At 54.6% G+C, this 21,117-nt stretch carries 21 protein-coding genes; 6 read left to right on the top strand and 15 right to left on the bottom strand.

Features of this window, described 5'->3' with window-relative positions:
* Nucleotides 1–22 precede the first annotated feature (22 nt).
* Nucleotides 23–511 (bottom strand): cupin domain-containing protein, encoded by a 489-nt coding sequence (locus tag N1249_RS01340; RefSeq protein ID WP_259833939.1) that lies wholly within the window; start codon nt 509–511, stop codon nt 23–25.
* 116 nt (nt 512–627) lie between these two features.
* Between N1249_RS01340 and zur the strand changes: the two genes are divergently transcribed.
* Nucleotides 628–1,140 (top strand): zinc uptake transcriptional repressor Zur, encoded by a 513-nt coding sequence (gene zur, locus N1249_RS01335; RefSeq protein WP_014068504.1) that lies wholly within the window; start codon nt 628–630, stop codon nt 1,138–1,140.
* 69 nt (nt 1,141–1,209) lie between these two features.
* On the opposite strand, the gene N1249_RS01330 is transcribed toward zur, so the two are convergent.
* From N1249_RS01330 to N1249_RS01315, 4 genes are all read right to left on the bottom strand, one after another.
* Complete coding sequence (locus N1249_RS01330; RefSeq protein ID WP_259837933.1) at nt 1,210–1,419, bottom strand: CsbD family protein; 210 nt, start codon at nt 1,417–1,419, stop codon at nt 1,210–1,212.
* Nucleotides 1,420–1,539: 120 nt separating this feature from the next.
* The gene (gene dinF, locus N1249_RS01325) at nt 1,540–2,877 is read right to left on the bottom strand and encodes an MATE family efflux transporter DinF (protein WP_259833936.1); all 1,338 of its coding nucleotides are present in this window, start codon (nt 2,875–2,877) and stop codon (nt 1,540–1,542) included.
* 63 nt (nt 2,878–2,940) lie between these two features.
* On the bottom strand, nt 2,941–3,549 hold the full coding sequence (gene lexA, locus N1249_RS01320; protein WP_259833934.1) for a transcriptional repressor LexA: 609 nt from the start codon (nt 3,547–3,549) through the stop codon (nt 2,941–2,943).
* 108 nt (nt 3,550–3,657) lie between these two features.
* Nucleotides 3,658–4,026, bottom strand: coding sequence for a diacylglycerol kinase (locus tag N1249_RS01315; protein ID WP_014068500.1), 369 nt, complete (start codon nt 4,024–4,026; stop codon nt 3,658–3,660).
* Between the two features lie 153 nt (nt 4,027–4,179).
* On the opposite strand from N1249_RS01315, the gene plsB reads away from it, so the two are divergent.
* Nucleotides 4,180–6,600 (top strand): glycerol-3-phosphate 1-O-acyltransferase PlsB, encoded by a 2,421-nt coding sequence (plsB, locus tag N1249_RS01310; RefSeq protein ID WP_259833929.1) that lies wholly within the window; start codon nt 4,180–4,182, stop codon nt 6,598–6,600.
* Between the two features lie 92 nt (nt 6,601–6,692).
* Here the strand turns inward: plsB and ubiA are convergent, their stop codons facing one another.
* The 5 genes from ubiA to malK form a co-directional block, all read right to left on the bottom strand.
* Nucleotides 6,693–7,562, bottom strand: coding sequence for a 4-hydroxybenzoate octaprenyltransferase (gene ubiA, locus N1249_RS01305; RefSeq protein ID WP_166718261.1), 870 nt, complete (start codon nt 7,560–7,562; stop codon nt 6,693–6,695).
* A gap of 12 nt (nt 7,563–7,574) precedes the next feature.
* Nucleotides 7,575–8,072: a chorismate lyase gene (gene ubiC, locus N1249_RS01300; protein ID WP_259833924.1), complete on the bottom strand. Its 498-nt coding sequence runs from the start codon at nt 8,070–8,072 to the stop codon at nt 7,575–7,577.
* Between the two features lie 178 nt (nt 8,073–8,250).
* Nucleotides 8,251–9,195 carry a maltose operon protein MalM gene (gene malM, locus N1249_RS01295; protein WP_259833922.1) on the bottom strand — a complete coding sequence of 315 codons (945 nt, stop codon included), beginning with the start codon at nt 9,193–9,195 and terminating at the stop codon, nt 8,251–8,253.
* A 114-nt stretch (nt 9,196–9,309) separates the two neighbouring features.
* Complete coding sequence (locus N1249_RS01290) at nt 9,310–10,623, bottom strand: maltoporin (protein WP_259833919.1); 1,314 nt, start codon at nt 10,621–10,623, stop codon at nt 9,310–9,312.
* Nucleotides 10,624–10,694: 71 nt separating this feature from the next.
* Entirely contained in the window at nt 10,695–11,804 is a 1,110-nt protein-coding gene (malK, locus tag N1249_RS01285; RefSeq protein ID WP_259833917.1) for a maltose/maltodextrin ABC transporter ATP-binding protein MalK, read from the bottom strand.
* Nucleotides 11,805–12,176: 372 nt separating this feature from the next.
* On the opposite strand from malK, the gene malE reads away from it, so the two are divergent.
* From malE to malG, 3 genes are all read left to right on the top strand, one after another.
* Nucleotides 12,177–13,367 carry a maltose/maltodextrin ABC transporter substrate-binding protein MalE gene (malE, locus tag N1249_RS01280; RefSeq protein ID WP_259833915.1) on the top strand — a complete coding sequence of 397 codons (1,191 nt, stop codon included), beginning with the start codon at nt 12,177–12,179 and terminating at the stop codon, nt 13,365–13,367.
* Nucleotides 13,368–13,488: 121 nt separating this feature from the next.
* Nucleotides 13,489–15,030 carry a maltose ABC transporter permease MalF gene (gene malF, locus N1249_RS01275; protein ID WP_166718258.1) on the top strand — a complete coding sequence of 514 codons (1,542 nt, stop codon included), beginning with the start codon at nt 13,489–13,491 and terminating at the stop codon, nt 15,028–15,030.
* A gap of 14 nt (nt 15,031–15,044) precedes the next feature.
* Nucleotides 15,045–15,935: a maltose ABC transporter permease MalG gene (gene malG / locus N1249_RS01270; protein ID WP_014068488.1), complete on the top strand. Its 891-nt coding sequence runs from the start codon at nt 15,045–15,047 to the stop codon at nt 15,933–15,935.
* 96 nt (nt 15,936–16,031) lie between these two features.
* On the opposite strand, the gene psiE is transcribed toward malG, so the two are convergent.
* The gene (gene psiE, locus N1249_RS01265; RefSeq protein WP_000202963.1) at nt 16,032–16,442 is read right to left on the bottom strand and encodes a phosphate-starvation-inducible protein PsiE; all 411 of its coding nucleotides are present in this window, start codon (nt 16,440–16,442) and stop codon (nt 16,032–16,034) included.
* Nucleotides 16,443–16,538: 96 nt separating this feature from the next.
* On the opposite strand from psiE, the gene N1249_RS01260 reads away from it, so the two are divergent.
* The gene (locus tag N1249_RS01260) at nt 16,539–16,991 is read left to right on the top strand and encodes an acyltransferase (RefSeq protein WP_259833913.1); all 453 of its coding nucleotides are present in this window, start codon (nt 16,539–16,541) and stop codon (nt 16,989–16,991) included.
* 86 nt (nt 16,992–17,077) lie between these two features.
* Here the strand turns inward: N1249_RS01260 and N1249_RS01255 are convergent, their stop codons facing one another.
* The 4 genes from N1249_RS01255 to yjbE all read right to left on the bottom strand — a co-directional run bounded on the left by N1249_RS01255 (nt 17,078) and on the right by yjbE (nt 20,852).
* On the bottom strand, nt 17,078–19,174 hold the full coding sequence (locus tag N1249_RS01255; RefSeq protein ID WP_166718256.1) for a YjbH domain-containing protein: 2,097 nt from the start codon (nt 19,172–19,174) through the stop codon (nt 17,078–17,080).
* Nucleotides 19,174–19,911, bottom strand: coding sequence for a capsule biosynthesis GfcC family protein (locus N1249_RS01250; protein WP_259833911.1), 738 nt, complete (start codon nt 19,909–19,911; stop codon nt 19,174–19,176). The genes N1249_RS01255 and N1249_RS01250 overlap by 1 nt, the downstream gene beginning before the upstream one ends.
* Nucleotides 19,908–20,546: a YjbF family lipoprotein gene (locus N1249_RS01245; protein WP_259833909.1), complete on the bottom strand. Its 639-nt coding sequence runs from the start codon at nt 20,544–20,546 to the stop codon at nt 19,908–19,910. The genes N1249_RS01250 and N1249_RS01245 overlap by 4 nt, the downstream gene beginning before the upstream one ends.
* A 63-nt stretch (nt 20,547–20,609) precedes the next feature.
* Complete coding sequence (yjbE, locus tag N1249_RS01240) at nt 20,610–20,852, bottom strand: exopolysaccharide production protein YjbE (protein WP_008503423.1); 243 nt, start codon at nt 20,850–20,852, stop codon at nt 20,610–20,612.
* Nucleotides 20,853–21,117: the final 265 nt, after the last annotated feature.

Raw genomic sequence — 21,117 nt, 5'->3', positions numbered from 1 at the left:
TCAATATTTATAGAAGAGGAAATTATTTTCGCCCAGGTTTTCCATCGTGCGGGCCAAAAAACTGCGGCGGATGGTCTACCCACCGGTCTTCCCGCGTGGCGGCATAAACCGGATTCAGCGGATAATAGATGCGGTTGTGCTTTTTGTTGGCCTCGCCAACGACCAGCAGCCGGACCTCTTCATCCGTATTGTTGATAAAGGTATGGCACACCCCGGTTCCGGCCGGAAACCCCACGCTATCACCCGGCTCCAGCTTCCACAGATAGCCATTTATCCAGACCTCCGGGTAGCCTTCCAGCACATAGATAAACTCCTCTTCGTCGCTTTCCGCATGGGGATACGACGTACGCCGCCCGGGAGGCAGGCGCTCGTGATGGATACCAATCCGCCCCAGGCCAAGTTTACGGGCCAGCGGCGCGCCAATGGAAAAACGCTCAGTGCTGTCGGGATAAGTGGAATCATCAGCGCCTTCGACATCGCGCCAGTGTCGAATACAGTCAGGTCTTTTCATTACGTGTTTCCCCGGATTGCGATGCGTCAGGTATAGCACACCTGGCGGCTCTCGGTGTTTTTAACAGAACATGATAAAGTGAGGGTTTTCCATCCCATAGACAGCCGAGGTGCTAAATGGATAAGTCCACAAAAGAGCTGCTGGCGCAAGCTGAGAAGCTCTGTGCGCAACGCAATGTGCGCCTGACCCCACAGCGCCTTGAGGTATTGCGTCTGATGAGCCTGCAACAGGGCGCCATCAGTGCGTATGATTTACTCGACCTGCTGCGCGAAAGCGAGCCGCAGGCCAAGCCGCCTACCGTCTATCGCGCGCTGGATTTCCTGCTGGAGCAGGGCTTTGTGCACAAGGTCGAATCAACAAACAGCTATGTGCTGTGCCATTTGTTTGATCAGCCGACCCACACCTCGGCCATGTTTATCTGCGACCGCTGTGGCGTGGTGAAAGAAGAGTGTGCGGAAGGTGTTGAAGACATTATGCATACGCTGGCAGCCAAAATGGGCTTCGCCCTGCGCCATAATGTGATTGAAGCACACGGATTATGCTCTGCGTGCGTGGAGGTCGAATCATGCAGCCATCAGGATGCCTGCCAGCATGACCACTCCATCCTGGTAAAGAAAAAACCGCGCTAACGACAAAAGATAAGGCGGCTCAGGGCCGCCCTCAGGGTGTACATCCTTGTACTTGCGGGTAATACCGGTCTACCAGCGATAGTCGTTACGCTTTTCCCAGTCGCCGACTTCTTTCTCCGCCTGATCTTTGGCGTAGCCATAGCGTTCCTGAATTTTACCGACAAGCTGATCGCGCTTACCTTCGATGACCGTCATATCGTCATCGGTCAGCTTACCCGATTGCTCTTTCGCTTTACCTTTGAACTGTTTCCAGTTGCCGCTGATTTCGTCTTTATTCATCATCAGGTCCTCATCGTTAAAGAGTGAAAGGGCCGCCCGAAACCTTCATTTCATGCTGGACGTGATAATAATTTTAGTTGAGCATCTGGCACTCATGGAATTATTCAGAATCTTTTACCATCATGAAAGATCGTGACGGGATGAAAACCAGGTATTTTTTCTCCAGTGCCGATGCCAGATAAACGCCAGCGAGAGGCCACGCAAAAGAAGAAAGACTGCAAGGGCCAGCCATAACCCATGATTCCCCAGATACGGTACCGTGAGCAGGGTTAAACCAAACCCAGCCGCCGCGACCGCCATACTGTTACGCATTTCCGCGCCACGCGTTGCGCCAATAAACATCCCATCGAGTAAATAACACCAGACGCCCACAACCGGTAAGATCACCTGCCAGATGATGTAGTGGCTTGCCAGCTCACGCAGTGCAGGTAATGACGTGAGCAGCGCAACAATATGCTCACCAAAGCAGGCGTAGATGAGCGCAAATGCCAGCGCCACCAGCCCAGCCTGCCGACATGCGGCGCGCCAGACATCCTGCAATTGCCCGCTTTCACGCGCGCCATACGCTTGCCCGGAATGGGCTTCTACCGCATAGGCAAAGCCGTCGAGGGCGTAAGCGGTAAAGGTTAGCAGCGTCATCAGCACCGCGTTGACGGCAACGATTTCCTGGCCAAGCCGCGCACCAAAGACGGTCAGCGCACCAAAGCACAGTTGCAGTAACAGCGAGCGCAGCATGATATCCCGGTTAAGCGCCAGCAGCTTGCGGATATTGCCGCGCCAGGCGGCCTTCAGCAGCGCAGGTGTTATGCCCCGCATCACCAGCACACGCCAGACCATCCACAGCCCGATAATCAGCGTGCCATATTCGGCAATAGCCGTTGCCAGCGCCGCGCCCTGAACATTCATGTGCAACCCCATGACCAGCCAGAGATCGAGCACTATGTTCAGGACGTTCCCGACAACCAGCAGGATAACGGGGGCGCGGGCATACTGGACGCCCAACAACCAGCCCAGCAGAACCAGATTTGCCAGCGATGCCGGGGCGCTTAGCCAGCGAATATCGAGGAAGCGCCGTGCCTGCTCCAGCACCGCTTCGCTGCCACCGACTATATGCAATGCCAGCTCAATGAGTGGCGTACGCAGCACAACGATAAGCACGCCCGCACCCAGAGCCAGAATTAACGGCTGTACCAGCGCACGTGCCAGACGTAGGGGATCTTTTGCGCCAAACGCCTGTGCCGTCAGCCCGGTGGTGCTCATGCGTAAAAAAAGCAGTAGCATAAAGAGGAAGCTGGTTGCCGTTGCGCCAATCGCCACGCCGCCCAGATAGACCGGTGAATCCAGATGTCCAATAACCGCCGTATCGACCAGCCCCAAAAGAGGAACAGTGATATTGGAAATAATCATCGGCAGTGCAAGACGCCACAATGCCTTATCAGAAGCAGTCAGCAGTGACATGAAAAATACCGGGAGTGAGAAATGAATCAGGCTACGGAGGTTCCGTAGCCTGTCAGGAAGAGATTACAGCCATTCTCCGTTGCGGATGACGCCAACCGCCAGACCTTCAATGGAGAAGCTTTGTTCGCGAAGATCCACCACGATGGGGGTGAATTCGCTGTTTTCCGGCAGCAGCTGCACAGTGTTGCCCTGTTTTTTCAGGCGCTTAACGGTGACTTCATCATCAATACGCGCTACCACTACCTGGCCGTTGCGCACATCTTGTGTCTTATGAACCGCCAGCAGATCACCATCGAGAATACCGATGTCTTTCATGGACATACCGCTGACGCGCAGCAGAAAATCCGCGCTCGGTTTGAACATGCCAGGATCGACCTGATAGTGACCTTCAATATGCTGTTGTGCCAGCAAAGGTTCACCTGCCGCGACGCGGCCAACCAGCGGAATGCCCGTCTCTTCTTCTACCAGCAGACGGATGCCGCGTGAAGCACCAGAAACAATCTCAATCACGCCTTTACGCGCCAGCGCTTTAAGGTGTTCCTCAGCAGCATTTGGAGAACGGAAGCCCAGACGCTGCGCGATTTCCGCACGCGTAGGTGGCATTCCCGTCTGGCCGATATGATCCCGGATGAGATCAAACACCTCTTGCTGCCTGGTCGTTAACGCTTTCATTCCGCCCCCTGGGTGTATATACAGTTATGCTGTGAGTATATACAGTTAAAGGCGATTTTGGAACCAAAAACTGCACAAAAAACCAGGGACTTAATTATTCCTCGAGGCTCATCGGAAATGCGACCAAAGCAGCGTGACCCAGGTGATCACCGCAGTGATAATCGCCAGCAACACGGCGGCAGAGCCCATATCTTTTGCACGACCCGAGAGCTCATGGAAATCAGAGCCAATACGATCAACAACGGCCTCAATAGCGCTATTGAGAATTTCCACTATCATCACCAAAAGCACAGAACCAATAAGAAGAACGCGCGTTATGGCATCGACATCAAGAAAACAGGCAATGATTACCGCCACGATAGCGGCAACGCCTTCCTGACGAAAAGCAGCTTCATTGATCCACGCGGCACGGAAACCTTTCCATGAATAGCCGGCAGCTTTGATGATTCGGGTTAACCCAGTGGTATTATTGGCCATTAAAAGAACCTTTTATTAGAAATAGCGTCAGTAACTATAGACACAGTGCGTTTACTGCCGCCCGAAGTATGACGGGTAACAACAGAAATTTTGCGCGCTTTCTGTTATCCTTGCGCCGCAATTGCATTATTAACCAGAGGCTTTACATCGTTTATGTCCGGCTGGCCACGAATTTACTACAAATTACTTAATTTACCATTAACCGTTCTGGTAAAAAGCAAGTCTATCCCAGCTGAACCCGCGCTGGAATTAGGGCTCGATACCTCTCGCCCTATTATGTATGTTTTGCCTTACAACTCGAAGGCAGACTTGCTCACGCTCCGCGCCCAGTGTCTGGCGCATGATTTACCCGATCCGCTTGAACCGCTGGAAATCGACGGTACGCTGTTGCCGCGCTACGTGTTCATCCACGGTGGGCCGCGCGTGTTTACCTATTACACGCCAAAAGAAGAGTCCATCAAGCTGTTCCACGACTACCTCGATTTGCACCGCAGCAATCCAGATTTGGATGTGCAGATGGTGCCGGTATCGGTGATGTTTGGTCGTCGCCCTGGCCGCGAAAAAGGGGAAGAAAACCCACCGCTGCGGATGCTCAACGGCATCCAGAAATTCTTCGCGGTGTCCTGGCTTGGCCGCGACAGCTTCGTGCGTTTCTCGCCTTCTGTGTCGCTGCGCCGCATGGCAGACGAACACGGTACGGATAAAATCATCGCGCAAAAACTGGCTCGCGTGGCACGTATGCACTTTGCGCGCCAGCGTCTTGCAGCTGTGGGGCCGCGCCTCCCGGCGCGTCAGGACCTGTTCAATAAGCTGCTGGCGTCTAAAGCTATTGCCCGTGCCGTGGAAGACGAAGCGCGCAGCAAGAAAATTTCGCACGAGAAAGCGCAGCAAAATGCCATCGCGCTGATGGAAGAGATCGCCGCGAACTTCTCCTACGAGATGATTCGCCTGTCCGATCGTATCCTGAGCTTCACGTGGAACCGTCTCTATCAGGGGATCAACGTCCACAACGCCGAGCGCGTGCGTCAGCTGGCGCATGATGGCCACGAAATTGTCTATGTGCCCTGCCACCGCAGCCATATGGACTACCTGCTGCTTTCCTATGTGCTTTACCATCAGGGCCTGGTGCCACCGCACATTGCAGCCGGTATTAACCTGAACTTCTGGCCAGCAGGGCCGATCTTCCGCCGCCTGGGTGCCTTCTTTATTCGTCGTACCTTCAAGGGCAACAAGCTCTATTCCACCGTATTCCGCGAATATCTGGGCGAGCTGTTCAGCCGTGGTTATTCCGTTGAGTACTTCGTGGAAGGCGGGCGTTCCCGTACAGGCCGTCTGCTTGATCCGAAAACCGGCACGCTGTCGATGACTATCCAGGCCATGCTGCGCGGTGGTACTCGCCCCATTACGCTGGTGCCGATTTACATCGGTTACGAGCACGTGATGGAAGTGGGTACGTACGCCAAAGAGCTGCGCGGTGCGACCAAAGAGAAAGAGAGCCTGCCGCAGATGCTGCGTGGTCTGAGCAAGCTGCGTAATCTGGGTCAGGGCTATGTAAACTTCGGCGAGCCGATGCCGCTGATGAACTACCTTAACCACCACGTTCCGGAATGGCGCGAGTCTATCGACCCCATCGAAGCAATACGCCCTGCCTGGCTGACGCCAACGGTGAACGGCATTGCCGCCGAGCTGATGGTGCGTATTAACAACGCAGGCGCGGCCAACGCCATGAACCTGTGCTGTACCGCGCTGCTGGCATCGCGTCAGCGTTCACTGACCCGTGAACAGCTTACCGAGCAGCTCGATTGCTATCTGGACATTATGCGTAATGTTCCGTACTCAGTGGATTCGACGGCGCCAGCCGCTACCGCCAGCGAGCTTATCGATCATGCCTTGCAGATGAATAAGTTCGAAGTTGAGAAAGATACGATTGGCGACATCATCATTCTGCCGCGCGAGCAGGCGGTGCTGATGACTTACTATCGTAACAACATCGCGCATATGCTGATGCTGCCTTCGCTGATGGCCGCCATTATTACCCAGCACCGTCGCATTTCTCGTCAGGAACTGCTGCGCCATGTCGACGCGCTGTACCCGATGCTGAAAGCCGAGCTATTCCTGCGCTGGAGTAAAACCGAGCTGGCGGCAGAGCTGGATAAACTGACCGAAGAGCTGCGTCGTCAGGGGCTTATCACCGTTAATAACGACGAGTTGCATATCAACCCGTCTCGCTCCCGCACCCTGCAACTGCTGGCGGCTGGCGCGCGTGAAACCCTGCAACGCTATGCCATTACGTTCTGGTTGTTGAGCGCTAACCCATCCATCAACCGCGGCACGCTTGAGAAAGAGAGCCGCACGCTGGCACAGCGCCTGTCGGTACTGCACGGCATTAACGCGCCGGAGTTCTTCGACAAGGCGGTATTCAGCTCTTTAGTGCTGACGCTGCGTGATGAAGGGTTTATCAGTGATACCGGCGATGCTGAGCCGGAAGAGACGCTGAAGGTTTACCAGATGCTGGCTGAACTGATTACGTCTGATGTGCGTTTAACGATTGAGAGCGCGACGCAGGACGAATGATGTGAAAAAGCCGGGTGGCGACTTCGCCTTACCCGGCTTACGATTCTGGACGATACTCAGGCCCGGTAAGCGCTAGCGCCACCGGGCTTTTTTCAGGCAAAATAACTCATCGCCAGCCCCAAAAACAGCACCAGGCCCACGTAGTTATTATTCAGGAATGCTTTAAAGCAGGCTTCACGCTCGCGCTTCGCAATCAGCTTTTGCTGATACACAAACAGCATCCCGGCAACCAGCACTGACCAGTAAAACTCCCAGTTCAGGGCGTTCAGGCGACCAATCGCCACCATCAGCGCCAGCACTGCAACCTGCAAAATCCCGATAATCAGTTTGTCCTGACGGCCAAACAGGATCGCCGTTGATTTGATACCAATTTTCAGGTCATCGTCACGGTCGACCATCGCGTATTGCGTATCGTACGCCACAGCCCACAGGATATTGGCGAGGAACATCAGCCAGCAGCTGAGCGGCACCGATTCGCTGACTGCCGCAAATGCCATCGGAATCGACCAGCCAAACGCCGCACCCAGCACCACCTGCGGCAGATGGGTATAGCGCTTCATAAATGGATACACCCAGGCCAGCGCCAGTGCCGCGACAGAAAGCAGGATGGTCATGGTGTTGAGGGTTAACACCAGCAAGAAGGAGAGCACCACCAGCACGATAAACAGCGTGCGCGCTTCTTTTTCCGTGACCTGTCCGCTTGGCAGAGGGCGGTTAGCGGTGCGTTTCACATGGCCGTCGAATTTACGGTCGGCATAGTCGTTTACGACGCAGCCTGCCGCACGCATCAGCCAGACGCCCGCAACAAACACCGCCAGGATCCACAGCGGCGGCAACCCCGGGGTTGCGACCCACAGCGCCCACAGGGTCGGCCACAGCAGCAGTAACGCACCGATGGGTTTATCAGTACGCATTAAGCGGTGATAGGCCAGCAGCTTGTTCTGCTTCAGACTCCACTCCATTTTTTCTTCCTCTCAGTACAACGGCGATGCCGGTAAAAAAAGCTCCGTCAGCATTAACGGTTTACCGCTCAGGCGAAGGCGGGAACGGCGCCCCCACAGTTCGGCATCGCGACCAATCTCAATAAAATCACGGGTAAGTTCGGAGGAGGTGAAAAGATACCGCCCCAGCGGCGTTTTCCCCAGTTGTTGCAGTGCTAATTCCGGCCCGGACAAGGTGGATTCTGGCACAACTGTCCGCCCGGCAAGCCACGGCTCGCCATCAGCACAGAGTAAAATCTCACGTAGCCAGTAGCGTTCTTCTTTTGGCAGCAGCGGCAATTCACTGGCAATCGCCTCAGGGGTGACAAACCCTTCCTGAATCAGCGTCACGGTGACCGTTTTGCCCTGTTGCTCAAAACGTTTAGTCATGGAATCTTCCAGCAGCAACCAGTCAAGTTGCTCCGGGTCAAGCGCAGGTATTTGGTCGAAATAGCGCAGCGCACGCAGTTGCGTTAGCGCAGGGTGTGACATGCCAGACTCTCCGATACATAACGTAATGGCATTGTATCGCAGAAAAGCAGATTGAGGGCGGCCAAACGTTATTTAGCGATCACTATCGCAACAATGGCGCAACAGCGCGGGCGACACAAAAAAAAGTGCGCCCACTCAGGCGCACTAAAACTAACAAATCAGCACTGTGGGGAGACGGTTACCCCTTGCCTTTTACACTGCTGATAAAGGTGGAACGGGCAGTGGTTGAACCTAAACGCTCAGCTTCATCTAGCAGTTTCAGCGCCTTATCGACATCGCCTTTCTTAACAGCCTGCTTAATGGCGTTGTTAAAGTAAGATTCGGTATCGTTGAGCACCGGTTCGGATGGTTTTGCCGGAGCCTGAGATGCAGCGGCAGCCGGTGCAGCCGCTGGAGCAGCATAAACAGGTGCGGCGGTATTACCCACGGTCACAGGGCCGGTGCCGGAAGAGCCAAACAGTGGGCCCACCAGGACACTGGACGCATTGTTAGTTGAGACTTTCAGCTTCAGCAGGCCATCAGTTACGTGGCGCGCTAACGGGTCCGGGATATCCGGTACGGAGTTGCCTGTGCCTTTGGCATAGGCTTTTGCCGGGTCGATAAGCCTGGTGGTCTGCTGCAAGTCTTTCTCGGTGGTGAAGACCAGAACATAAATCTTCTGCTGGCCCAGCGCAGGCGTCAGGCGCATTTTCCCTTCCAGACGGTCAGCGCTCATCACGCCAGGCTCCTGGTAGCCAAAGTACTCGCTTGGGAAGAAGGCGGATGGCGTCATATTCTGATCAAGGATCAGCACGTTCGGCGCAAATACGCTGGTTTGCTTGTTCACTTCACTGGTCAGGGTCAGCGTCAGTTCACCGATGTTTGCCGGTACGCTAAAGGCGGCAACCGGGCCAGTAATCCCCGGCACATTCAGCTGTTGGCCACCCGCAGAGAGCTGCGTTGACTGGACTTTAGATTGATCAACCGGAGTCCAGGCGAGTTGCTGGAGCGCCGCAGCCGGGATTGCCGGCGCAGCACTGGTATTCTGAGGAACGAAATTCACATCTGCAAAGGTGATAGCCGGAACACTGGCCAGCAGCCCCGCAGAGAGGCACAGCGCGACGAGACTTTTCTTCATTTTCATTGTTATTACCTCTGATAGCGTGAGCACTGCGGTGGCCAGGCAATAGCGCGCAGCACCCTAAGGATAGAGGGGCTTTCGCCCCTCTTTTTAGGTCATTACGTCAGGTCTTACGTATTACCACCAGATTTCCATCTGGGCACCGAAGGTCCACTCATCAGAGTCGCCACGGCTGAAGGTTTTCGCGGAAGTGTCGCTGTACGCTACGCCGGAATCATAACCGGTACCGGAGTCGCTGTTCGCGTAGCCCCATTTCTCATCCCACTTGGCGTAGGTTGCGAAGACACGGATAGCCGGACGGGACCAGATGCTGTCGCCTGCCTGCCATTGTTGTGCCAGGGTGATTTTGTACTGGCTGTTGGTATCGTCAGTTTTCTGAGATTTGACGTTGTCGTAACCAACTTCCAGCAAGGTGCTCATGATTGGCGTCCATTTGTACATAGGACGAACACCGACGGTCCACCATTTGGTGCCGTTGTTGTTATCCAGGTTGATGTCCTGGTACATACCCACGTACATCAGGTCCCAGGAGTCGCCCAGAGAGATCGCACCGTGGTCCAGCACGCGCCACATGTCGCCGTTGTTGTTGATGCTACCACCTTCAGGACGGCCTTTACCGTTGGAGGTCATAGAGTCAGTTGCGTATTGCAGAACGAACTTGTTGAAGCCCTTCAGCATACTTTGGGTATGTTCAGCGGTGAACATCCAGCCGTCTTTAGACGCGCCCGGTGCCAGAGAGTAGTCGTCTGGCAGGTTGGTATGACCGTAGTCAACACCGAACTCCAGCGTACCGCCTGGGTTGATTTCCATCTGCGCTAAACGGACGTCGAAGACATCGTTCGGTACCAGGTTGTCATAAACACGGTTACCCAGTGAGTCGCGGTCAGCAAAGGTGCCAGAACCGCCCGCTTCAGAAGAACGGGTCGCTGCCAGAGAGAGTTTACCGAAGCCCAGATCGATGTTTTCGATACCCGCACCAGGACCAGAAATATCCCAGTAGTAGAAGTCGATCATGTGGACGTCATGACGTTGATAGAAACGCTTACCTGCCCAGATGGTAGAACCTGGCAGTGCGTCGATGAGGTTTTTACCCTGCACGTTAGCTTCACGGAAAGCCGGGCTGGTGGATTCCCAGTCGTTCTGCTGAGAAACGGAATACGCTACGTTAGTATCGAAATAGAAGCTCTTATCGCCTTCTTTCCATACTTCCTGGCCCAGTTTTAACTCGGCATACGTTTCACATTCGTTACCAAGACGGTATTTACTTTGAGCACCTGTTGCCTGGAAACATTGTTGTTCACCGCCACTCCCGGTCCAGCCAATGCCGGAACGAGCATAACCTTTAAAGTCTACGGCTCCTGCCTGGGCAGACAGGATGCCTGCCGCAATGGCGATCGCCAGAGGGACTTGTTTGCGCAGAGTAATCATCATTCTATCTCCTGAGATCATTGCTTTTCTTTGAACACTTCACCTGATGGTTTCGTGCCTTTTATTGGGATTGCTTAAACGCCTGGCTCTTTGTGCAACCGACGACATGCAGTGCCATCTTCACGGAACAGATGGCAACGCTCTGGCGGCAAGCCGATAGCGAATGTGGCACCCTCTTCTACCAACACCACGTCATTCTGGCGGTAAACCAGGTTCTGACGGATGGCGGGGATCTGGATATGAATCTGTGTTTCGTGACCAAGCTGTTCTACGACCTGAACTTCACCTTCCAGCGTCACATCAGCGATGTGGCTCGGCAGCAAATGTTCAGGGCGAATGCCGAGGGACATATTCGCCCCTACCTGTACGTTGGCGCTGTCAACCGGCAGCCAGACTTGCTGGCGGTTTGGCAGCTCCACCTGTACCTGTTCAATCGCGGTAGCTGTCACTTTTACCGGCAGGAAGTTCATCTTTGGCGAGCCAATGAAGCCCGCAACAAAGCGGTCTGCCGGGTAGTGATAAAGCTCCAGCGGTTTGCCCACCTGCGCCACGCGACCGGCGTCCAGCACCACAATCTTGTCGGCCAGGGTCATTGCTTCGACCTGATCGTGGGTGACATAAACCATGGTGCGGCCAAGGCGCTTGTGCAGACGGGAGATTTCGATACGCATCTGGACACGTAGTGCGGCATCCAGGTTAGAAAGAGGTTCATCAAGCAGGAACACGCGTGGTTCCGCCACCAGCGTACGGCCAATTGCCACACGCTGACGCTGACCACCGGAGAGCGCTTTCGGTTTACGCTCCAGCAGGTGCGCCAGCTGTAAAACTTCGGCGACCTGAGTCACTCGCTGGTTGATCACCTCTTTTTTCGCCCCTGCCAGCTTCAGGCCAAATGACATGTTTTCGGCAACGGAGAGGTGCGGATAAAGTGCATAAGACTGGAACACCATGCCTACGCCACGTTCGGCAGGCGGGATGTCGTTCATACGGGTTTCACCAATAAACAAATCGCCACTGGTGATTGTTTCAAGACCGGCAATCATACGCAGCAGAGTTGATTTACCGCAGCCTGATGGGCCAACAAACACCACGAATTCACCTTCGTTGATGTCCAAATTGATGTCTTTCGACACCACTACGTCGCCCCAGGCTTTCGTTACATTACGCAGCTGTACGCTCGCCATGCCCTTCTCCCTTCGTTACAACCTGTCACCGACAGAAACATTCAAGATAAGTTCACTATGGGGTATCCATTACTTTCGTGAATCCTCCACCCCCCGGCTTTTTTATGGGGGAGGAGGCGGGAGGATGAGAGAGCAGGCTCTGCGACCGCGTCTGGGGCGCTGATACGAAAATCGTGAAGCGGCCTGCAAAATTCAGCGTGTTTTTGTGTGCGCCAGCACTCATAACTTAAATTTATGCAACAGAGATCACACAAACAGGGGGTGGGGCGTAGGGCTCAGGAGGATGGAAAGAGGATGTCAAATAAGGAGACTGAGTCACGTTGAACCACCTCAGTGTATCCACGAGCACATCACCAAAAAAGGATGGCAGATATGAAGATCAAGACTGGCGCACGCGTTTTCGCATTGTCCGCCCTGGCAGCAATGATGATTTCCGCACCGGCTCTCGCCAAAATTGAAGAAGGTAAGCTGGTTATCTGGATTAACGGCGACAAAGGCTATAACGGCCTGGCCGAAGTGGGTAAAAAATTCGAGAAAGACACCGGTATCAAAGTCACTATTGAACACCCGGATAAACTGGAAGAGAAATTCCCGCAGGTTGCTGCAACCGGCGATGGCCCGGACATCATCTTCTGGGCGCATGACCGTTTCGGCGGTTACGCACAATCTGGCCTGCTGGCTGAAGTGACGCCAGACAAAGCGTTCCAGGACAAACTGTTCCCGTTCACCTGGGATGCCGTTCGCTATAACGGCAAGCTGATCGCTTACCCAATCGCGGTTGAAGCCCTCTCTCTGATCTACAACAAAGACCTGGTGCCAAACCCACCGAAAACCTGGGAAGAGATCCCTGCCCTGGATAAAGAGCTGAAGGCGAAAGGTAAATCTGCGCTGATGTTCAACCTGCAAGAGCCGTACTTCACCTGGCCGCTGATTGCTGCTGACGGTGGCTACGCGTTCAAATTTGAAAACGGCAAGTATGACGTGAAAGACGTGGGCGTGGACAGCGCTGGCGCGAAAGCGGGTCTGACCTTCCTGGTTGACCTTATCAAGAACAAACACATGAACGCCGATACCGATTACTCCATCGCGGAAGCAGCGTTCAACAAAGGCGAAACCGCGATGACCATCAACGGTCCGTGGGCCTGGACCAACATCGACAAGAGCAAAATCAACTACGGCGTAACGCTGCTGCCAACCTTCAAAGGCAAGCCGTCTAAACCGTTCGTTGGCGTGCTGAGCGCAGGTATCAACGCCGCCAGCCCGAACAAAGAGCTGGCGAAAGAGTTCCTGGAAAACTACCTGCTGACCGATCAGGGTCTGGATGAAGTGAACAAGGACAAACCGCTGGGTGCTGTTGCGCTGAAATCCTTCCAGGATCAGTTAGCGAAAGACCCACGGATCGCGGCCACCATGGATAACGCCCAGAAAGGCGAAATCATGCCGAACATCCCACAGATGGCCGCATTCTGGTATGCCACCCGTACTGCGGTAATCAACGCCGCAAGCGGTCGTCAGACTGTCGATGCTGCGCTGAAAGATGCTCAGGGTCGTATCACCAAGTAAGTCAGAAAAACGGCGGGTGGCGCTTGCGCTTACCCGCCCTACGACTACGGCACGATCCGTAGGTCAGGTAAGCACAGCGCCACCTGACAATAAGTTTTCACCGTTGTAGAGGAAGAACCCCATGGATGTCATTAAAAAGAAACACTGGTGGCAAAGCGACACACTGAAATGGTCAGTGATTGGTTTGTTATGCCTGCTGGTGGGCTACTTGATTGTTTTAATGTACGTACAGGGGGAGTACCTGTTCGCCATCATGACGCTTATTTTAAGCTCTGCTGGCCTGTATATTTTCGCTAACCGTAAAGCCTACGCCTGGCGTTACGTTTATCCGGGTGTCGCCGGGATGGGGCTGTTCGTCCTGTTCCCGCTGATTTGTACCATTGCTATCGCCTTTACTAACTACAGCAGCACCAACCAGCTGGCGCAAGAACGCGCAACGCAGGTGCTTCTGGACCGCTCATACCAGGCGGGTAAAACCTTCAACTTCGGCCTGTATCCTGCGGGCGACGAGTGGAAGTTAGCACTCACTGACGAAGAGAGCGGCAAAAACTTTGTTTCCGACACCTTCAAATTCGGTGGCGAACAGAAGCTGGCCTTAAAAGAGGCAGCCCTGCCGGAAGGTGAACGCGCCAACCTGCGTATCATTACCCAGAACCGTCAAGCGCTGACTCAACTGACCGCTATGCTGCCCGATGAAAGCAAAGTGACCATGAGCTCACTGCGCCAGTTCTCCGGTACGCAACCGCTCTACACGCTGGCCAATGACGGCACGCTCACCAACAATCAGAGTGGCGTGAAGTACCGTCCGAACAACGACATCGGTTTTTATCAGTCCATCACCGCCGATGGCAAATGGGGTGATGACAAGCTCAGCCCGGGTTATACCGTGACTATCGGCTGGGACAACTTTGCCCGCGTCTTTACCGACGAAGGGATCCAGAAACCGTTCTTCGCGATTTTTGTCTGGACGGTGGTGTTCTCGGTACTGACCGTGATCCTGACCGTTGCCGTGGGCATGGTGCTGGCATGTCTCGTACAGTGGGAATCCCTGAAAGGCAAAGCGATTTACCGCGTGCTGCTTATCCTGCCGTATGCCGTGCCATCGTTTATATCGATTCTGATTTTCAAAGGGCTGTTTAACCAGAGCTTCGGTGAAATCAACATGATGCTGAGCGCACTGTTCGGTATCAAACCGGCCTGGTTCAGCGACCCGACGACGGCCCGTTCGATGATTATCATCGTGAACACCTGGCTGGGTTATCCGTACATGATGATCCTGTGCATGGGCCTGCTGAAAGCCATCCCGGACGACCTGTACGAAGCCTCGGCAATGGATGGCGCTGGCCCGTTCCAGAACTTCTTTAAAATCACGCTGCCGCTGCTTATTAAACCGCTGACGCCGCTGATGATTGCCAGCTTTGCATTTAACTTTAACAACTTCGTACTGATTCAGCTGTTGACCAACGGCGGTCCTGACCGTCTTGGCACCACAACGCCTGCAGGCTATACCGACCTGCTCGTGAGCTACACCTACCGTATCGCCTTCGAAGGCGGCGGGGGTCAGGACTTCGGTCTGGCGGCGGCGATTGCCACCCTGATCTTCCTGCTGGTAGGCGCTCTGGCGATTGTGAACCTGAAAGCTACACGAATGAAATTTGACTAAGGAGGGCATCGATCATGGCAATGGTACAACCCAAATCTCAGAAATTGCGCCTCCTCGCGACGCATTTAGGCCTGCTGATTTTTATCGCGGCAATCATGTTCCCGCTGCTGATGGTCATCGCCATCTCCCTGCGCTCGGGTAACTTTGCGACAGGTAGCCTGATCCCGGATGAAATCTCCTGGGAACACTGGAAGTTAGCGCTTGGCTTTAGCGTGGAACATGCAGATGGCCGCGTCACACCGCCACCGTTCCCGGTGCTGCTGTGGCTGTGGAACTCGATAAAAATCGCCGGTATCACCGCGATTGGTATCGTCACGCTCTCGACCACCTGTGCGTATGCTTTCGCCCGTATGCGCTTCCCGGGCAAAGCCGCGCTGCTGAAAGGGATGCTGATTTTCCAGATGTTCCCGGCGGTACTGTCTCTGGTCGCGTTGTATGCCTTGTTTGACCGCCTGGGCCAGTATGTACCGTTTATCGGCCTGAACACGCATGGCGGTGTGATCTTCGCCTATCTTGGCGGTATCGCACTGCATGTGTGGACCATCAAAGGCTATTTCGAAACCATCGACGGCTCGCTGGAAGAAGCGGCGGCGCTGGATGGCGCAACCCCATGGCAGGCGTTCCGTCTGGTGCTGCTGCCGCTGTCGGTACCTATCCTGGCGGTGGTGTTTATCCTGTCGTTTATCGCCGCCATCACTGAAGTGCCGGTCGCGTCTCTGTTACTGCGCGATGTAAACAGCTACACCCTGGCCGTTGGGATGCAGCAATACCTCAACCCGCAAAACTACCTGTGGGGCGACTTTGCCGCGGCGGCTGTGCTCTCTGCCATCCCGATCACCGTGGTGTTCCTGCTGGCGCAGCGCTGGCTGGTTAACGGCCTGACGGCGGGCGGTGTAAAAGGTTAAGTTTCATTGTGTTATGCCACTGCAACCCTCAACTTTGACGTATTGTATTGACCCAACTTGTGACTGTTGTTAGGCGGCCTTCGGGCCGCCATTTTTTTATTCACGTTTCAGCCGCTTAGAGTTGCACAGCCATAGGGTTATCACCAGCAGCAGGATCGCCGCCGAGTAGATCAGCACATCAAGGGGGGATTTATGATCGACGATGATCAGCCGCACTATTGCCGTGATCCCAATGTAGACAAAATAGCGTAGCGGGAAGTGAAAGCCTGACTGAAAATACTTCACAATCAGGGCAATAAATTCAAAGTAGAGAAAGTAGACCACCAGTCCTTCTACCAGCGCATATTTGCTGGTTTGCTCAGGGGCGAACAGCACATCCGCCAGATGCACCGTTTCTTTGCCCAGAAAGACGACCAGTATCAGGCCAAGGCTCAGCAGACCGAGGTTCAGCACGGTCTGGAGGATTGTTGAGATAAACTCAACGCGCGGACGAGTCAGGGATGTCATACAGCACCTCATTCTCCAGGGCGAGGTTCCTGTATAACGCAAAAATGTGACGGGGATCTATATTTTTTAATTATGTTTTATGTAGGGAGCACACCGATGGATCGCAAACCAACCGGCATTCGCAACGTGACTTACGGCGACAATGTGACCGTATACGAACCCGCGAACCTGTATGACTGCGTGTTAGGCAACGGGGTGTTCGTCGGGCCCTTTGTTGAAATCCAGGGCAATACACGCATTGGCGACGACAGCAAAATTCAGTCCCACACGTTTATCTGTGAGTACGTCACTGTTGGCGAACGCTGTTTTATCGGCCACGGGGTGATGTTTGCCAACGATATGTTTCGTAACGGTAAACCTGACGCAGACCGCGACAGCTGGGGGCGTATTACCGTAGGGAATGATGTCTCAATAGGCAGCGGCGCAACCATTCTGGCGGTATCCATCTGCGATGGCGTGGTGATTGGCGCTGGAAGTGTGGTAACGAAATCGATCGTCGAGAAAGGTGTCTATGCCGGTAACCCAGCGAGGCTGCTGCGCCACTTGTAATGCGCCCGGTGGCGCTGGCGCTTACCGGGCCTACGATAGTGTTTTTTGTAGGCCCGGTAAGCGCAGCGCCACCGGGCAAACAAGTATCAGCGGAAGTTAATGTTCTTATCGCTGGTCATGTCGTACAGCTGGAACTTACGTCCAAGCTGCTGGCCACCGTCACGCGTGAGCGGCGTCCAGCCAATTGCCGCGCGGCTGCGCGTCGCCCCGGTGGAGAACAGATCCAGCGGAATCGACACATACACCCCTTTGGTGAAGTCCCCTTCCCCGTATTCATCCGGTGACACGTTGGTAATGGTGGCATAACCGCCCACCACAACGCCGCTGTCGAAGTGTTTAGAGATATCCAGCGTACCGCCTTTATCCCCCGCCAGATACTGCCCGACGCTGGCTTTGACCAGCACATCTGGTGCGAACGATGGCGTCCAGTAGGCCGTCAGATGACCCGTCTTCACGCTGTAATCGGTGAACTTCATCATGTCCTGCGCACTGCGCCAGTCACGCTGTTTCACATAGTTGGCATCCACACCAAACGCCCAGTTGCTGTCGACAGGCCGATAAAGCACCTCTGCCCCCGCGCCGCCGTACATGGTTTCCAGATAGCCGCCGTACACCTGGCCGTAGAAACCGTTGCCGAAGTACTGGAAGTAGTTCGCCTGGAGGTTGTTCACATAGGCATTATTCTGCACGTACTCACGCACGCGGGTACGCACCCGCGGCAGCTTCGAGTCGTTCGGCGGGTTGGTGTAGTTGAATTTGTCGTAGTTGTTGGCAATATTGCCAAACAGGCTACCGGTGGTCAGCAGATGGTCAGTGACCCACAGATCCGCCGTGGCCATGACGCCCAGCTGATACATGTAGAAGTTTTCCGGCCCGCCGACGGACTGGTTCAGCACCGGATCGATGTGGAAATCAAAGCGCGATTTATCGATATACCAGCCCTGCTCAGTGGTTTCAGGCACCACGGGCTCAATGCGTTTTTGCACCAGCTCGGTTTCATGCCCCAGCGGTTCGCCTTCCAGATGGCGCTTCAGGCTGGCCACATCCGTTTCCGTGGTCACCTGCGGTAAGTTAAGTCGGTTTTCCGTCACGCGGATCGTGCGGATCCCGTCCGGCAGATCGTTCATGATGATCCGGTTGGCGCGCTCGATCCCTTCGCGCGAGTCGCGATATTTCACCTGCTCGCCGGTGACGTAAAGCGTATCGCCTTTCACCTGAATTTTCGGATCCGCCAGGCCCGCGTTGTATTTCAGCAGCGTCAGCTGGTTGGCCACTACGGAGTGCTGAATAATGGCGTCCTGCGGCTCCGGCCGGTATGCAGGCCGCGCATTGTCATTGTAATGCGGCCGCATATCATTGAAGTTGGTGCGCAGGGTGAAACCAAACATCACGGTGTTACCGCGCTCATAGCTGAGGTTAACGTCGGCCCAATCGGTGACGCGGTAAATGGCGCCGACGTTAAACTTGCTCTTCTGCTCAATCTTCCCGGCGAAATCATCGCTGTAGTTATTCCCCTCGTACTCCAGCTTCAGGCGTAATGGCTGCCATGGCGTCTGGTATTCTACGCCGCCAAACAGCGAGGCCGGGCCATGGAACATCTGGTCGCCGTTGATGGAGCCAGCTTTCTGGTAGCTGTTGTCGCGATAACAATATTTGTCGCTGTAGGAACAAAACGGGTTTTTCACGTTACCGCTGGTGCCAAGATAACCCCAGCCCATACCCAGCGAGAAATCAAACGGACCCCAGGCTTTGCTGGCAACGATGTACTCTGCATCAAACAAGCCTGTACCGCCGATATCCCTTGCCCCTACTGAGACTTGCGGCATCCAGTAACTCTCTTCCCACAGGCGCAGTTTGACATCGAAGGCTTTATCTTTGTAAGTCTGGTCGCCGGAAAATGCTTCTACGCTGCTGTATTGTTTGGTGCGCACATCGGTATAACGCAGCGTGGTTTCAAGCCACGGAAACAGCTGCACAGAAGCAGAATAATAGCGGTACTGATCGTTATCGCGATAGTTAAGGCTCAGTTCCCCTTCACGCGCCATGCGCGCCGTGGGCGTTTGCATTAAGCCGACACCGCCGAAGTCCGATTGCGATGGACCCACCGGCGCCGGATACGTTTCTGCATGGCAGGCAGCGCTTACGCACAGCGCCAACATGCTGTAGAGATAAGTTCTTTTCATTAATCCGGAATCCGCTGCATCAGGGTGTGAAGGATATCGGCGTTGAGTCCGTCATATGCCTTCGTCCAGAAGTGGTCGGCAAAGCCGACAAAAATCACGCTGCCGGGCATGGGTTCGATATGGCGCTTGTTCCAGTAGGCCACGGGGACTTTTTGCGTGCGCCCGTCGGGATAAACCACCCAGGCGTAACTGTTATCCGCACCGCTCAACGCGCTCTGCTCATCAAGGTAACTCGCCACATCGCGTCCTGGCGTGAAAGGCTTTTTACCCGGACTGCTGACAAGCCCCATCACGGTGATGGTTGAAGGCTGAGCCGGAAGCCAGAGCGTATATTCCCCTTCAAGCGTTGGGTTGCCGTTCTCTGCCACTCTCACCGCATCCGGGTCGAGATTGATCTGCTGGCGGCCGGTTATCTTCAGCGCCTGCAACTGTTGGCGAACGCTGTTGATTGCCGCCGCATCATCACCATCTTCCTGTTCCGCAAGGCCGGTTAACCTTGCGAGCAACGCGCGCTGTTTTTGTTCTGCCAGCACCGTTGCCTGGTGCTCGCTGATCACAGCCCCGGGCCACCAGCTGTTTGCCAGCCTTGGCTGGCCGACAAGATCCAGCAGATGCCCGGCATTGGTTAAGGTTTTGGGTTGTGTGCTGCCAGGCGTGTAAACCTTCACCGTGCCCGCAGACCAGGCCAGTGGCGCGGCAAGGCACAGGATCAGCGCCATGCTAGTGCGGATTTTCATGGTTTCGCCGCCTTGATCAGAGTGGTTTTTACCGGGAAGAAATTGGCGCCGAGGTACTGTAGCGACTGGCGGATCTGCCCTTCATCATCCACCCAGTAGCGGTTATGCCAGCTTGCCTGATCGGTGGTGACCGCTTCATCCAGCACGCGAACCCGGGTTTCATCACTGCCCACGCTAACGCTGTCCGTACCGTCCCAGCGGAATACAGACTGCGCCGTGGCGTAGCGCACCTGCTTGTGTTCCGTCCAGCCCATCCTGCGCGTCCAGCTTGCACCGTCGGTTATCTGATTCGGCTTGATGAGCGGGTCCGCCGCAAGGTTGTTGACCTCAAGCAGGTTGTCGCCGTCGAGCAGCGTTTTTACGATACGACCATGTTGCGTCACGATGGTGGCCTGATCCTGCGTCACCCATTTCTGCTGCCCGTTTTCATCGAAAGCGAGCACCACAAACAGCTGCGGGCCATCGTTTAACTGCATGTACTGGCTGGCATAGGGCATGTTCTGGATATCGTCATCGGTAAGATGCACGCCAGGCGTACCAAACATGCTGTCCCACAGCGAGTTTCCCAGCCCTTTAGTGGTGGCTGAACACGCCTGTAAAAGCAGGCAAATCAGGATGATTGCAGGTCGCTTCACGACTCTTCTCCGAAGGGGCGAAATAACCACACCGAAGTGTGGTTATGATTAAAACACCCGGTATTACTGGGTGCTGGTCGTCGTGGTGGTCGTGGTTCCGGTATTGGAGCCATCACCGCCACCGGTTGCCGCCAGCGCGACACCCACGGCTGAACTTACGGTGCTGGCGCTGGCTGCGGTAGAACTCCCCGCAGACGCAGACGTCGCTGCCGACCCTGCCGCTTCCCCGACCTGAACCGGAGCCGCATATACAGATGTCGCCGCAAGCGCAGATATGGCAAAAATGCCATACAGTACTTTCTTCATAACAATTTCCCTTCATTGAATGAATGGAGATGTGCCCAAAAAGAATTTCGAGCGGAATCGAGTATACACAACTAAAGCAGAGGGATTGCCGTACGGGTAAATAGAGGGGAGGTTTTCAGAATATTGGATATTAGCGATACACGAGAATAATTAAGTTAATATTAAATCATTTTTATTCAATAAGTTATAATAATAGCCAGCCAAATTTATTCTCCGTATATTCCTAAAATAAACCGCAGTAATTAACAGGTTAACGGCTTTTTTC

This window comes from Enterobacter sp. CP102, assembly GCF_025152625.1.
Lineage (GTDB): Bacteria > Pseudomonadota > Gammaproteobacteria > Enterobacterales > Enterobacteriaceae > Enterobacter > Enterobacter soli.
The sequence above is the reverse complement of the archived record's forward strand: the minus strand, read 5'-3'. Positions and strand labels throughout refer to the sequence as shown.